Raw genomic sequence first — 14,205 nt, 5'->3', positions numbered from 1 at the left:
TCGAGTGCTAGAAGACGACGCATGCTAGCGTATCGTTGAGATTGCCGCAGGCTGCGTGCGCCGATGCGTGACGCTCCTGGCGGAAGCGACATCGCCGACGACTGAATCAAGGAAGCCCCATCGTGACACGCCGTCTCGAATCACTGATGCTCACGCCACCGGCTTCGGGGCGGGGCGTGGTCGTGCACGCCACCGGACGCACCTTGAGCGTGTCCCGGCTGGATCTCTCGACGCAGGTCGATCGGCGCTCGGCTCGGGTGAGCGCGCCACACCACGTCGCCTTCGGCGAGACGCTCGCGCAGCGGGCGCTGTTGATCGCTGCCGGCGCGGGGGGAGAGGCGCTTGCGGCAGAGGCGGACGCCGTCACCGCGGCGCTGCTCGACCTGATCGAGTCAGATGTGGCACCGGCGCTGATCGTGCTCGACCGCATCGATCTGTCGATCGCGCTGGCGGTACTGGTTGCGCGCACATTGCGCGAACGGGGCCCGGCTCTGGTGGTGCTCGATTCCCTGCACTTCGCGCTGGCGGCCTCTTCCCACACGCTAACGCTAGAGGCGGATGCACGGCTGATACTCACCGGTCCCCGGCTCGCCGGGCTCGCCAACGTCACCGGCGGCGGGGCGCTGGCGTTCGAGTCGGCGGCGCGAGAGGCCGCCAACGATGCGGTGACGCTGTCGTCACGCGACCGTGACCGACTGGACGGTAACGAAGGCGCCGGGACGCGGGCGGCGATGGAGATCCTGATACGTCTGGCGGCGCTGCATGATGTGGGGCATCTCGTCGACGTGCTTGGGGTGCATCTCGGTGAGAGCGTTCCCGGCGGTGAGACCGCGGGGCAAGGCAGCCAGACGGCGCTATCGCGGCTGGCGGCGCTCGGCGCTCGGGTTGCGGTACCGACGACATTCGACGGCGCGGCTGGCGAGACGAGATCGACTGCGCTGGCGGCATTCGGTGCGGTCAGGGAGAGATCGCCCACGTTACCTGACGGCGGCGGGGCCTGGCTGCGCCTGGAGGATGGCGACGGCGCTTTGTGGTACGAGGTACCCGAATGGTTCGGCCTTTGTGCGGCGCTCACGGGACGGGCGCCGATGATCCGGGCCGCCGTATCGCCGGCGAGTTAGGTCGCCGGCGCCGGGTCAGACGCGGCCGGAAGCGGCCTGGGCGGCGATGGCGTTGAGGCGCTCGGCCAGGGTTTCCGGCATCTCCATCGGCAGCAGATGGCCGTAACCGGGGTAGATCTCGAGAGAGCCGTTGCTCAGGTGTGGCATGACGGACTCGCGCTGCACCGAGGGTGGCAGCGACGGATCACCGTCCCCGACCAGTACCCAGCTCGGGAGACTCAGCTGGCCCACGCGTTCGCGCCAGTCCTCGGCGTAGGTCTCGCTGGGCCAGGCGCGCCACGCCGACGGGTTGGCGTTGACTGCATCCTCGACGGCCTGCCGGTGGCGCGCTGGATCGAGCGCTACGCGGCAGGCGCCGTCGATGAATTCCCTGGCCTGGGCCTCGCTGAAGTCGAAATCGAGCTGAAAGCGCTGCTCCTCGTCGCTCACCGGCTGGGGCCCGGGCGGCGAGGGAGCGATCAGTACCAGTGCCCGCAGCCAGTCCGGCTGTTCGGCGGCGACGGTCATGGCGATGCGGCCGGAAAAGGAGTGGCCTACCAGCACCACGTCGGTAAGCCCCGCGGCTTCGATGTGCGTGATGACGTGGCGGGTCATCGACACGCCGTCGAACCCCGGCACGTCACTGGCAGCGCCAAACCCCGGCATGTCCAGCGTGACGACACGGATGTCAGGTTCGAGATCGTCGATCACTTCTTGCCACTCATGGTGGGAACTGCCGAAAAAATGCATCAGTACCAGAGTGGGCCTGCCCTGTCCGCTGTCGCTGGCAATCGTCATGTAGCGGCCTCCTGGCCATCGAAAATCGGAATCTTCCGTCGGATCAGCCTTCAGCGTAGTGCATGACATCGGGAGGCGAGGGCGGTCTAGAACAGCAGATGCCACGCCACCGGCAGCACGATGGCGGTGAATACCCCGGTGAGACTCAGCCCCAGAGAGGCGAAGGCGCCGGCCTGGTGGCTGATCTCGAAGGCGCGCACGGTCCCCAGCGCGTGGCCGTTGATGCCCAGCGCCAGACCGATCAGGCGGTGATCGCGAATCGCCATCAACCGGCATAGCCACTCGACGGCGAAGATCGCGGTGAGACCGGTCAGCATCAGTGCGCCCATCAGCAAGGCCGTCGAGCCGCCGAGCTCTTCGGTCAGGCTAAGCGCGATCGGCGACGTGACCGACTTCGGCGCCAGCGAGGCGAGTACTTCGGGAGGCGCGCCCATCGCCCAGGCGATCAGCACCGCATAGAGGGACGCCAGCGTGGCGGACAGCGGCAGCGTCATCACGATTGGCTTCCACAGCGCACGGATCTGGCCCAGCTGCTGATAGAGCGGCACGGCGAGGGCCACTGTCGCCGGCCCGAGCAGCAGCATCAGCCAGGCCGCGCCGCGCTGGTAGTCGTCGATTCCCACGGGCAGCAAGGCGATCACGGCGGCGATGAGCAGCGCAGCGATCAGCATCGCCGGACACCAGTTGGGGCGGCCCAGCAGTTTGAACACCTGCATGCCGAGAAAATAGGCGGCAAGAGTCAGCGCGATCGCCGCGATCGGCGTGTCGAACCAGCGCGTGAGCAGCTCGGTGAGGGTGATCACGGCGTCGTTCATGGCGCCGTACTCGTGTCGGCCTCGGTGGCGGGCAGGCAGCGCTTGAGCAGCCACAGGGTGGAGGCGACGCTCGCCAGCGTCCCGACGAGCAGGGCGACGAGGATTGCTGCGGCCTGATCGGCGAAGCGGCCGGCCACGAAGAAGATCTCGACGACCCCCGGCATGATGAGGAGCGCCAGCATGCCGATCAGCGGCTGGCTGACGGCGGCGATGTCGGCGTCGATACCGCCACGCAGCAAGAAGACGAGGGTGAGCGCGAGCATCCCCACCACGCCCGCGGGGAGGGCGACCGGAAGCCATGGCACTACGCTCTGGCCGAACAGCAGGCCGACCAGCAGCCAGAGAAAACCGCGCAGCACCTGCATGAGTCACCCCTTGAAATGACGAGTCCTGCATCTTAACAAAGCCGAGCGGGTCAGGGTCGCCACGCAGGATGGACACCTTTCGCTGACGATTTTCAACCGTATCCCACTGCCGATTCGTGGCAGGCTTTCCGATCCGGACGCTGTGTTGCGATGACGTAACGTCGCGCCGGGAGTGGGTGAACTGCGGCGCAATGTCGCTTATTCTTGGGCGGCGCCGTCGCACGCCAGGGCGTGGAACGGCAACGGCAGGTCTCGGTCGAACCCTGCCTCGGCACCCGTCGATTGTCGGCGTGCCCAGCGTCACCTGAGGCTTCGGGCGGCGTGGGCGGCCCCTCACGACCTTTTTCGAGACTGCGCGATGACGCGTCTCGAGACGTGAACATTCAGTCGCGCACACTTTGATCCGTCAGTGGCGCGCAAGACGTCATCAGAACGTACAGGACGTTCGCACGAGCACGCTATCTCGCGCGGACTCGCCATCTTGAGAAGAGAGGAACCGCATCATGACCGATATCGCCAAGCTGCTGGGCGCCGAAGCCGAGACGCTGTTGAGCCATAGCTGTACCGGCTTCAAGAAAGAAGATCTCTACCTGCCCGGCCCGGACTTCGTCGATCGTGTCTTCTCCGACTCCGATCGCAGCCCCCACGTCATGCGTAACTTGCAGACACTGTTCAATCACGGTCGCCTTGGCGGCACCGGCTATCTCAGCATCCTGCCAGTGGACCAGGGCATCGAGCACTCGGCCGGCGCGTCGTTCGCGCCGAATCCGCAGTATTTCGACCCCAAGAACATTCTGGAACTGGCGGTGCAGGGCGGTTGCAACTGCGCTTGTTCGACCCTGGGCGTGCTCTCTTCGGTGGCGCGGCGCTACGCGCACAAGATCCCGATGATGCTCAAGCTCAATCACAACGAGAGCCTCACACTGCCGGCGATGTACGAGCAGACCATGTTCGCGCAGATCGAACAGGCTCACGACATGGGCTGCATCGCGGTGGGGGCGACGATCTACTTCGGCTCGGAAGATAGCCGCCGTCAGATCCAGGAGGTGAGCGAGGCCTTCGAACGCGCCCACGAGCTGGGCATGGTGACGGTGCTCTGGTCCTACCTGCGCAACCCGGAGTTCAAGAAGGACGGGACCGACTACCACGTCTCTTCCGACCTCACGAGTCAGGCGGTGCACCTGGCGGCGACGATCAAGGCCGATATCGTCAAACAGAAGCTGCCGGAGAACAACGGCGGCTACAAGGCGATCGGTTTCGGTCACACCCACGACAAGGTCTACAGCGAGCTGACCAGCGACAACCCGATCGATCTGGCGCGCTACCAGGTGGCCAACTCCTTCATGGGGCGTGCGGGCCTCATCAACTCCGGCGGTGGCTCCAAGGGGCATTCCGATCTTGGCGAAGCGGTGCGCACGGCGGTGATCAACAAGCGTGCCGGCGGCATGGGCCTGATCTCCGGACGCAAGGCGTTCCAGAAACCGATGAACGAAGGCGTCGAACTGCTCAATGCGGTCCAGGACGTCTATCTCTCCAAGGACGTGACGATCGCCTAAGGGTGATGTCAGGCAGGTCGACGACAAGTGGCGTCGAGTCGATCCGAGAGCCCGCGACAGCGGGCTCTTTTTTTGCCCGCCCGGTGTCCGCGGCACCGATTCTCATCAACTTCAATTTTTTGCCCTTGATCTTCCCGCCGTTCTGCCGATGATTACCGCTAGGTGTCTGCCTGGCGTCCTTTTTTTGTTGTAAGACTTTAGTCTGCAGACCTAAGTTGAATTGTCTGACAAAGTCGCCTTCATTACCTTCGCTGACGAGACTGATGATAACGCTATCATTCCAATTCGCTTCGATGCGGCCGTCTGCGCACTGAAGCGAGACCACGGTGAAGGAAGACGTATCATGACTACGATTTTCAGCAAGGCCTGCGTCGTTGCTCTGACCACTGCCGCACTCGGCGTGACCGCGACCGCTCAAGCGCAGGACGACTGCCCGCTGCCGAGCAATCTGCGAGTGGTCATCGGTTCGACCTCGACCGGCGGCGACACCTATCAGGCATCCAGCATCGTCGTCGACCAGCTCGCCGACCACCTCGACATCAACGCCAAGGTCGATGCCGTGGGCGTCATGGGCGCCTTCCGCGCGCTCGAGCGCGACCGTCGCGGTAACACCATCATGGTCTTCCACGATGGCAGCTACCTCGGCAACCTCTACGGCGTGAACGGTTATCCCGATATCTTCGAGAACTATACCGTCGGCCCCACCTTCGCCATCAACCCGGGCAATGCCTACCTGGTGCCCAAGGGCTCTGACTATCAGACGATGGACGACATCATCGAAGCCGCCGGCAACGGTGAGCGGATTCGCGTGGCGATTCAGCCGGGCGGCGTCTCCGAGCTGGGCTTCTCCGCGCTCAAGAACGCGGTTCGCCTCGAGCATCCGGGTCAGGAAGGCAACATCGTCGCAGTCAACACCGGTTCGCAGGCCGACAAGAACCAGCTGTTGTTCGACGGCGCGGTGGATGTGATCAACGGATCGGTACAGGCCAACGAGCAGTACACCAACCTGCCCGAAGACGATCAGAAATCCATGCGTTTCATCTGGCTGACCTCGCCGGAAGAGACCATCGCCCAGACCAACGAAGAAGGCATGGGTGACACGACTCGCGAACAGCTGACGCAGTACGCCGGCGTCAACATGCCGATGAGCGCTGACAGCGACGACAGCTTCACCTTCGATAAAGAGTTCTTCTTCCTCTACAACAAGGACATGGATCAGGCCGCCGTCGACTGCATCGACACCGCGCTGTCCGAAGTCTTTGAGGAAGGCGAAGTCAACGAGCAGCTCAAGCGCGCGTTCTTCGTGCCTGACTTCAAGCCTGCCGCCGAGGCCGTCGAGTCGATCAAGCAGAAAAACGACGAGTACGAAGCCATCATCGACAACCTTCAGGGTTGATCCGTTCGGCGTCGGCTACCTACCGGCCGACGCCCCTTCTTTCCCTGCTGCTGTCGACGAGGTGTCGACGTAGGAGACGCTTTCCATGGAAAGCCACTGGTTATCTCTGTTCGATGTCAGCATTGACTTCGGACAGTCGAATCTCTTTTTTCCGCGCATCGTGACCTGGATTCTGGTGGTCCTGCTGGGCGTGATCCTGCTTACGCGCTATCGCCATGTGGTGCCCGGCATCAAGAACGCCGGGCGGGTTCTGGCCGGCCGCAGCGGCGAGTTCGATCGCAAGCGCTTCTTCGGCACGATCGTGTTGACCACGATCTATTTCTACATGATGGGCGAGCTCAGCGATGTCTTTCCCAACACCGGCTACAGCTTTCTGATCTGTTCGATCGTCTTCGTGCTGGCCCTGTCGCTGCTCTATATCGATCACTTCTCGCGACGACTGCTGCTGATCGTCGTTCTGAACGCGCTGATCGCGCCGACGCTTGCATGGTACGTGCTGGCGCAACTGTTTCGCATCACGTTGCCCTGATCTTCGGAGACGTACACGATGGACATTCTGTCTCACCTCACGCCGATGTTTTTCGGCCTGATCGCCGCCGGTACGCTGGTTGGCATCATCTTCGGCGCGATCCCTGGCATGACGGCTACCATGGCGGTGGCGGTGTGTCTGCCGCTGACCTATGCCTTCGGTCTCGAGAACGGCGTTGCACTTCTGCTGGGTCTTTACGTCGGGGGGATTTCCGGCGGCATGGTACCGGCGGTTCTGCTCAACATTCCCGGGACGCCGTCGTCGATTACCACCACGTTCGACGGCTATCCCATGGCACAGCGCGGCGAGGGCGAGCGCGCGCTAAAGACCGGTATCGTTGCATCGATCTTCGGCGGTCTCTTCAGTGCCGCGGTGCTGTTTTTCTTTGCGCCGATCCTCGCCGACTTCGCGATCAAGTTCTCCAACGTCGAGAAATTCCTGATCATCCTGCTGGCGCTGACGGTCATCGCCTCGCTCTGTTCCAACCTGTTGATGGGGATCTTCAGCGGCGTGCTCGGCGTCTGGTTGAGCCTGATCGGCACCTACTCGATCATGGATGGCGGCAACGGCGAAACACGCCTGATGTTCGACTGGATGGAGTACTACCTGATCGATGGCTTCTCACTGCTGCCGGTACTGATCGGGATCTTCGGTCTGACGACGGTGTTGCTGGACGCGGAAAAGAGCTTCAAGAATGACTCGAACCAGGGCCGTATCTCACTAAAGAACGGCAAGAAGTTCTCCTTCACCGTCTTCAAGGGTCAGTTCATCAATCTGGTGCGCTCGTCGAGCATCGGCACCTTTGTGGGCATGCTGCCCGGTGTCGGCGGTAGCGCAGCCTCGGTGCTGGCTTACAGCCAGGAGAAGAATTTCTCGCGGGACTCCTCCCAGATGGGCAAGGGCGCGCCGCAGGGTATCGTTTCTTCAGAAGCCTCCAACAATGCACTGACCGGCGGTGCGCTGGTGCCGCTGCTATCGCTGGGGATACCGGGGGATTCGACTACCGCGATTTTGATCGGTGCCTTCACCCTGCAGGGGATCCAGGTCGGGCCGCTGTTCATCGGCAACAACATGGATACCTGGTATCTCATCATCATCGGTCTGCTGGCCGCCAACCTGCTGATGTTTGCCATCATGTACCTGGCGATCAAGCCCATCGCCAAGGTGATCGAGGTACCCAAGTACATTCTTTACCCGCTGATCATCATGATGTGTGTGGTGGGGGCTTACGCGATCAACTACGGCATCATGTTCGACGTGTGGACGCTGTTGCTGTTCGGGATTTTCGGCTGGGTCGCCCACAAGATCGGACTGGAAACGGTGCCGCTGATTATCGGCTTCATCCTCGGCAAGTCGGCAGAGATCTACTTCGTGAAGAGTCTCGAGTCCTACGGCAACTTCTCGATCTTCTTCACCAAGAGCCCGATTGCGATGATGCTTTGGGTGCTGATCGCCATGTCGCTGGCCTTCGCGATCTACGTCAATATTCGAAATCGCCGCCATGCCAGTATGCAGAGCTAGGCAAGCCGAGAGGCGCTAAGGCGAAAGCGCAATCCGGCTTATCTTGTCCACAGCCGGTTTGGCCATGGCTCCGCACCCTGGCTGCAGGACGTCGCTGACACCCGGCGTCCGATAGGAAAAAGCCCCCGCCATCATCGATGGCGGGGGCTTCTCTTTGTCCACTCGTGACACAACGTCCAGCGCGGTGTCGCTCAATCCGCGCTGAGCTTGCGCACCTGAGCCAGGTTTTCCAGCGTCTTCAGACACGCCTCGCCGGCTTCGCGGCCCTTGCTGAGGAAATGGTCACGGAAGAACTGCAGGTGGGCGTCGTGCTCGTGGAAGTGATGCGGTGTCAGTACGGCGGAAATGACCGGCACTTCCTGCTCCATCTGCAGCGCCATCATGGCATCGATGACGGCAGTGGAGACGAAGTCGTGGCGGTAGATACCACCGTCGACGATAAAACCCGACGCGACGATGGCGCCATAGCGCCCGCTTTTCGCCAGCAGCTTCGCCTGCAGCGGGATTTCGAACACGCCCGGGACAGTGAACGTCTCGACCTGATCGGTGGGAAAACCGTGCTCGGCGAGGGTGGCGAGAAAGCTCGCGTGGCAATTTTCGACGATATCGCCGTGCCAGTCGGCGCGGATGAAGGCAATACGCGCGCCGCGGGGCGATGCGGATAGCGTTAGGGGACTGGGCTGATTCATGGTCGTTTCCTTGAGTCGGTGACAGTCGTCACGGGAACCAGAATCAGGGCTTCGGTCCGCTCGGCGGGGCGGGATAGGGCGTCGTCGAGCCCGCTGACTCGCGAGTGTGCTCGGCGACTGGCCGCGTCGTCGCTGGCTGAGAAAACCGTTCTCTTTCATCCGGACTTTAACCGTCGGCTTCGGAGTCACACCGAATCTGCTGACCTCGTGGCCTGTGGCCTCGAGCGCTCGCGGGCTTCAACGCGATCATCCAGGTCGTCATCTCGAGCCAGGCCCGGATATCCTTCCGAAAGTCTCGCGTCATCACCGCCGGTGGGGACTTTCACCCCGCCCTGAGAACGCGTCGCCAGATCGAATCTGGCGACACCTGGCCAGTTTACGGTCGCTGGCAGTGAGAAACTAGCTTTCCAAGAACGGTCGCGATGCGGGGCAGGCACGAAACGCAAAACGCCCGGCAGGAAGCCGGGCGTTAGGTTCAGCGCGAAAGCCCCAGCGGGGATCAGCCCAGCAGCTTCTCGGCGCGCTCGACAACGTTATCGACGGTAAAGCCGAAGTGCTTGAACAGATCGCCACCCTTGCCGGACTCGCCGTAGGTGGTCATGCCCATGACGTCGCCGTCAAGGCCCACGTACTTGTACCAGGTCGAGGGGATCGCGGCTTCGATCGCCAGCCGCTGGCGCACGCTGCTCGGCAGCACGGATTCGCGGTAGCCGGCGTCCTGCTGATCGAACTCAGTGGTGCAGGGCATGGAAACGACACGGACCTTGCGGCCCTTGCCCTCGAGTTCCGCTGCCGCGTCCATTGCCAGACCCACTTCTGAGCCGGTGGCGATCAGGATCAGCTCGGGCTTGCCGCCCTCGGCGTCCTTGAGGACGTAGCCGCCGCGGCGAATCTGCTTGAGCTGCTCGTCGTCGCGGGACTGCGCCGGCAGATCCTGACGCGAGAAGATCAGCGCGGTCGGCCCGGTCTCACGCTTGAGGCCCTCGACCCAGGCCGCCGCCGTCTCGGTGGCGTCGCAGGGGCGCCAGGTCGCCAGCCCCGGCAGGTTGCGCAGATCGGCAAGCTGCTCGATCGGCTGGTGGGTCGGTCCGTCCTCGCCCACGCCGATGGAGTCGTGCGTGTAGACGTGAATGATCCGGGTGTGCGACAGCGCCGACATGCGCACGGCGTTGTGCATGTATTCCATGAACACTAGGAAAGTGGCGTCGTAGGGGATGAATCCGCCGTGGGTCGCGATGCCGTTGGCAATGGCGCCCATGCCGAACTCACGCACGCCGTAGTGTAGATAGTCGCCGTCAAAGTCCTCCTTGCTGATCGCCTTGGCGCCTTTCCACAGCGTCAGGTTCGAAGGCGCGAGATCCGCGCTGCCGCCAAACAGCTCCGGCAGATCCGGGCCGAGTTCGTTGAGCACGGCGAGAGACGCCTTGCGCGAGGCGAGCTTCTCGGACTTCTCCTGGGCGCGCTTGACCAGGGCATCACCATCGAAGCTCTCCGGTAGTGCACCGCTGTAGCGACGCTTCAGCTCCTGGGCGAGTTCGGGGTGGGCCTTCTCATAGGCGGCGAGCTTGGCGTCATACTCGGCCTCGAGTTTCTGGCCGCGCTCATGGGCATTCCACGCCTGGTAGTACTCGTCGGGGATCGTGAACGCGGGGGACTCCCAGCCGAGCTCCTTGCGCGCCGCCGCGACTTCGTCTTCACCCAGGGCGGCACCGTGGCTCTCTTCCTTGCCTGCCTTGTTGGGGGAACCGAAGCCGATGACGGTCTTGCACATAATCAGCGAGGGCTTGTCGGTCACCGACTTGGCTTCTTCGATCGCGCGGCTAATCTGTTCGGCGTCGTGGCCGTCGACGTCGCGTACCACGTGCCAGTCGTAAGCTTCGAAACGCTTGGCGGTGTCATCGGTGAACCAGCCCTCGACCTCGCCGTCGATGGAGATGCCGTTGTCGTCATAGAACACGGTGAGGTTGCCGAGCCCGAGCGTGCCCGCCAGCGAGGACGCTTCGTGGCTGACGCCTTCCATCAGGCAGCCATCGCCCGCGAAGACCCAGACCCGGTGATCGACGATCTCGTGTCCCTCACGGTTGAACTGGGCGGCGAGCGCGCGCTCGGCGACCGCCATGCCGACGCCGTTGGCGAGACCCTGGCCGAGCGGGCCGGTGGTGGTCTCGATGCCGGGGGTCAAACCATGCTCGGGGTGGCCGGGCGTCTTCGAGCCGACCTGGCGGAAGTTCTTGAGCTCTTCCAGTGGCAGGTCGTAGCCGGTGAGATGCAGCAGCGAGTAGTGCAGCATCGAACCGTGGCCGTTGGAGAGAATAAAGCGGTCGCGATCTTCCCAGTCCGGGTTGCCCGGGTTGTGCTTCAGATGGTCGTTCCAGAGCACTTCGGCGATGTCGGCCATGCCCATCGGCATGCCGGGATGGCCGGAGTTGGCTTGCTGGACGGCGTCCATGGAGAGCGCGCGGATGGCGTTGGCTAACTGACGACGAGATGGCATTGGCTATCGGATCTCCTGAATCGGAATGAATGACCGCGTTGCGCCCGGCACCGTTACCTCGAACCGGGCAATGAAGTCGGCGGCGCGAACGCGGCTGGCGCGACCCGCTGGCACATCGGCGGGACGCCATACTTGGGGTCAGTATAAGCACCGTCAGGCAGCGGATACAGGGCTGCTCTCCAACCGCCGGTAGCCGTGTCGGCTCAGTCGCCGGTGATGGTCGCGACGCTGACCACCTCGGGGCGCTCGACCGTTGCGAACCGTCTCACCTGGTCCGGGCGCATGCGGTCGCGGTAGGCCAGCGGTTCCAGGGGCTGTGGCTGGCCGCTGTCCAGCGCGCGTTCGATCGCTTCGAGAATCCGCATGTCGCGAAGACCTTCGATACCGTCGGCTTCGGGCTCGACGCCGTCGAGAATGCACTGCGAGAAGTAGTCGATCTGACCGCCGAACTGTTCCACGGCGCCTGCCGAGTGCGACTGGGTCTGACCGTCGACGCTGAGTTCGTAGGTAATCGAGACATCGGGGCCGAAGGCGTAACAGGGCCGGGAAAAGAGTGTGCCTTTCTCGCCGACGACGTTCAGGGCGTTGAGCCCGCTGGCGGAGTAGCTGACGAAAAACTGCGCCAGACGGCCCTCGGGGAAGCGCAGGCTGACGCTGACACTGTCGGTGCAGTCGTAGTCGCGCCCGGGACGATCGTCCCCCATGGCGCTGACTTCGATCGGTTCCTGGCCGAAGAGGTGGCGAACCGCGTTGATCGGATAGGCGCCCATGTCCGGTACCGGCCCGGCCCAGTAGCCGTGCTTGGCGCGGTGGTTCGCAGGATGCAGGTCCTGGGTTAGCTGCGACGAGAACGCCAGCGGCGCGCCGATGGTGCCGCGGCGCATATGGTCGATCATCTCGAGCGTGCCCGGCTCGTGGTGGAGGCGGTAGGCGATCATCAGTTTGGCGCCGCCGCGCTCGGCGGCTTCGATCATCGCCTCGCCGTCGGCGACCGATGTCGCCATCGGTTTTTCGAGCAGCACGTGAATCCCCGCCTCGAGTGCCGGGATGCTGTCGTCGTGGTGGCGAAAGTTGGGCGTGGCGACATAGACGGCGTCGATCTCGCCGGAGCGAAGCAGCGTATCGTAGTCGTCGTAGCCGTAGACCTTGAGGCCATAGCGCTCGCCCAGCACCTCGGCTTTTTTCGGGTCACCGGTGACCAGGGCGGTCATCTCGGAGATCTCGCTGCGAGCGATACCCGGCATGAAGGCGCGCTGCGAGATCTCGCCGCCACCCACCACCGCATAACGCACCTTTGACCGTGCCATGTCGTGTGACTGTGTCATGTCGTGTCTCCTGAAACGCAATTCGCTGGCCGCCGACAAGCTCGCTCAGACGGACTGACTGTCAGAGCCGCTACCTCTCGGCGATCGGGATCCTCACCAAGGCTAGTTCAAGATCTGATGCCGGACAGCCGATGAAGTAACGGCAACGCCGGGCATCGCTCACCCTCGGTCTGGACGATAGGCAGTCAGCGATGGACTGTGTAGAATTTCCGCCCCGCCCGGCGACCGTCGCGCGGACGCCCGTCGCCGTTGACTCACCGTGTTTTTCCCGGCGCCGGCGCGTCGAATGCCTTGCGGGTCGCCGTCGCGAGTCGCCACCAGAGAACGTAAGGGACTTCCGTACGCCATGAGCGAATACTCTCTATTCACGTCTGAATCCGTTTCCGAGGGGCACCCCGACAAGATCGCCGACCAGATCTCCGATGCGGTGCTGGATGCAATCATTGCGCGGGACAAGCAGGCGCGAGTGGCGTGCGAGACGCTGGTGAAAACCGGCGTCGCCATCGTTGCCGGCGAGATCTCGACCCGCGCCTGGGTTGATCTGGAAGATCTGGTGCGCCGGGTCATTCTCGATATCGGCTACACCTCGTCGGAAGTCGGCTTCGATGGCGAGACCTGCGGCGTGATCAACCTGATCGGCAAGCAGAGCGTGGATATCGCGCAGGGCGTGGATCGCGCCAAGCCCGAGGATCAGGGCGCGGGTGACCAGGGCCTGATGTTCGGCTACGCCACCAACGAAACCGACTCCTTCATGCCGGCGCCGATCCACTATTCGCACCGTCTGGTCGAGCGCCAGGCCGAGCTGCGCAAGAACGGCACGCTCTCCTGGCTGCGTCCTGACGCCAAGAGTCAGATCACCTTTACCTACGACGAAGCCGGCCAGCCCACCGGCGTCGATGCCGTGGTGCTCTCTACCCAGCACGACCCTGACATCTCGCAGGAAGACCTGCGCAAGGCGGTCGAGGACCTGATCATCCGTGACGTGCTGCCGGCCCAGTGGCTTCACGAAGGCACCCGATTCCATATCAACCCGACCGGCCAGTTCGTCATCGGTGGCCCGGTCGGGGATTGCGGCCTGACCGGGCGCAAGATCATTGTCGATACCTACGGCGGCATGGCGCGGCACGGTGGTGGCGCCTTCTCCGGCAAGGACCCCTCCAAGGTGGATCGTAGCGCGGCCTACGCCGGGCGCTACGTTGCCAAGAATCTGGTCGCCGCCGGCCTCGCCGACAAGTGCGAGATCCAGGTGTCTTATGCGATCGGTGTCGCCGAGCCGACCTCGGTATCGATCAACACGTTCGGCACCGCCAAGATCGACGAAGCACGGATCATCGATCTGGTGCGCGAGCACTTCGACCTGCGCCCGCACGCGATCACCCGGATGCTGGATCTGCTTCATCCGATGTATCGGCTGACGGCGGCCTACGGCCACTTCGGTCGCGAGCCGTTCGAGTCGAGCTATACCTGGACCGACGTCAACGGCGAGACCCAGACCGAGACCTTTACCGCCTTCCCGTGGGAGAAGACGGATCGGGCCGAGTCGCTGAGAGCCGCCGCCGGCCTCTGAAGTCGCCGCGCCATGTCGCGTTGAACGGACCCGCTCAGGCGGGTCCTTTT

12 protein-coding genes and 1 riboswitch are annotated in these 14,205 nt (G+C 63.4%); of the genes, 6 read left to right on the top strand and 6 right to left on the bottom strand.

What is annotated here, in order from left to right; all coding sequences use genetic code 11:
- The first annotated feature begins 122 nt into the window (after window positions 1-122).
- Entirely contained in the window at window positions 123-1,121 is a 999-nt protein-coding gene (locus tag DOM41_RS00160) for an aconitase X (protein WP_110684826.1), read from the top strand.
- 15 nt (window positions 1,122-1,136) lie between these two features.
- Here DOM41_RS00160 and DOM41_RS00155 read toward each other — a convergent pair whose 3' ends face one another.
- From DOM41_RS00155 to DOM41_RS00145, 3 genes are all read right to left on the bottom strand, one after another.
- Window positions 1,137-1,898: an alpha/beta fold hydrolase gene (locus tag DOM41_RS00155; RefSeq protein WP_157956801.1), complete on the bottom strand. Its 762-nt coding sequence runs from the start codon at window positions 1,896-1,898 to the stop codon at window positions 1,137-1,139.
- A gap of 86 nt (window positions 1,899-1,984) precedes the next feature.
- On the bottom strand, window positions 1,985-2,713 hold the full coding sequence (locus DOM41_RS00150; RefSeq protein WP_110684824.1) for an LrgB family protein: 729 nt from the start codon (window positions 2,711-2,713) through the stop codon (window positions 1,985-1,987).
- Window positions 2,710-3,078: a CidA/LrgA family protein gene (locus tag DOM41_RS00145; protein WP_110684823.1), complete on the bottom strand. Its 369-nt coding sequence runs from the start codon at window positions 3,076-3,078 to the stop codon at window positions 2,710-2,712. Before DOM41_RS00145 ends, DOM41_RS00150 begins: the two co-directional genes overlap by 4 nt.
- Before the next feature lie 503 nt (window positions 3,079-3,581).
- Between DOM41_RS00145 and DOM41_RS00140 the strand changes: the two genes are divergently transcribed.
- From DOM41_RS00140 to DOM41_RS00125, 4 genes are all read left to right on the top strand, one after another.
- Window positions 3,582-4,634 (top strand): class I fructose-bisphosphate aldolase, encoded by a 1,053-nt coding sequence (locus DOM41_RS00140; protein WP_110684822.1) that lies wholly within the window; start codon window positions 3,582-3,584, stop codon window positions 4,632-4,634.
- 343 nt (window positions 4,635-4,977) lie between these two features.
- Window positions 4,978-6,030 carry a type 2 periplasmic-binding domain-containing protein gene (locus DOM41_RS00135; protein WP_110684821.1) on the top strand — a complete coding sequence of 351 codons (1,053 nt, stop codon included), beginning with the start codon at window positions 4,978-4,980 and terminating at the stop codon, window positions 6,028-6,030.
- A gap of 85 nt (window positions 6,031-6,115) precedes the next feature.
- Entirely contained in the window at window positions 6,116-6,559 is a 444-nt protein-coding gene (locus tag DOM41_RS00130; RefSeq protein WP_110684820.1) for a tripartite tricarboxylate transporter TctB family protein, read from the top strand.
- 18 nt (window positions 6,560-6,577) lie between these two features.
- Window positions 6,578-8,080 carry a tripartite tricarboxylate transporter permease gene (locus DOM41_RS00125; protein WP_110684819.1) on the top strand — a complete coding sequence of 501 codons (1,503 nt, stop codon included), beginning with the start codon at window positions 6,578-6,580 and terminating at the stop codon, window positions 8,078-8,080.
- 191 nt (window positions 8,081-8,271) lie between these two features.
- Here DOM41_RS00125 and DOM41_RS00120 read toward each other — a convergent pair whose 3' ends face one another.
- From DOM41_RS00120 to DOM41_RS00110, 3 genes are all read right to left on the bottom strand, one after another.
- Window positions 8,272-8,769, bottom strand: a complete 498-nt coding sequence (locus DOM41_RS00120; RefSeq protein WP_110684818.1) for a 6,7-dimethyl-8-ribityllumazine synthase — start codon at window positions 8,767-8,769, stop codon at window positions 8,272-8,274.
- Window positions 8,770-8,912: 143 nt separating this feature from the next.
- Window positions 8,913-9,113: riboswitch (FMN riboswitch) on the bottom strand.
- 155 nt (window positions 9,114-9,268) lie between these two features.
- On the bottom strand, window positions 9,269-11,263 hold the full coding sequence (gene tkt, locus DOM41_RS00115; protein WP_110684817.1) for a transketolase: 1,995 nt from the start codon (window positions 11,261-11,263) through the stop codon (window positions 9,269-9,271).
- Window positions 11,264-11,466: 203 nt separating this feature from the next.
- Entirely contained in the window at window positions 11,467-12,588 is a 1,122-nt protein-coding gene (locus DOM41_RS00110; RefSeq protein WP_223160890.1) for a Gfo/Idh/MocA family protein, read from the bottom strand.
- Window positions 12,589-12,934: 346 nt separating this feature from the next.
- On the opposite strand from DOM41_RS00110, the gene metK reads away from it, so the two are divergent.
- Entirely contained in the window at window positions 12,935-14,155 is a 1,221-nt protein-coding gene (gene metK / locus DOM41_RS00105) for a methionine adenosyltransferase (RefSeq protein WP_110684816.1), read from the top strand.
- Window positions 14,156-14,205: the final 50 nt, after the last annotated feature.

The organism is Salinicola aestuarinus (genome assembly GCF_003206645.1).
Classification (GTDB): domain Bacteria; phylum Pseudomonadota; class Gammaproteobacteria; order Pseudomonadales; family Halomonadaceae; genus Salinicola; species Salinicola aestuarinus.
The sequence above is the reverse complement of the archived record's forward strand: the minus strand, read 5'-3'. Positions and strand labels throughout refer to the sequence as shown.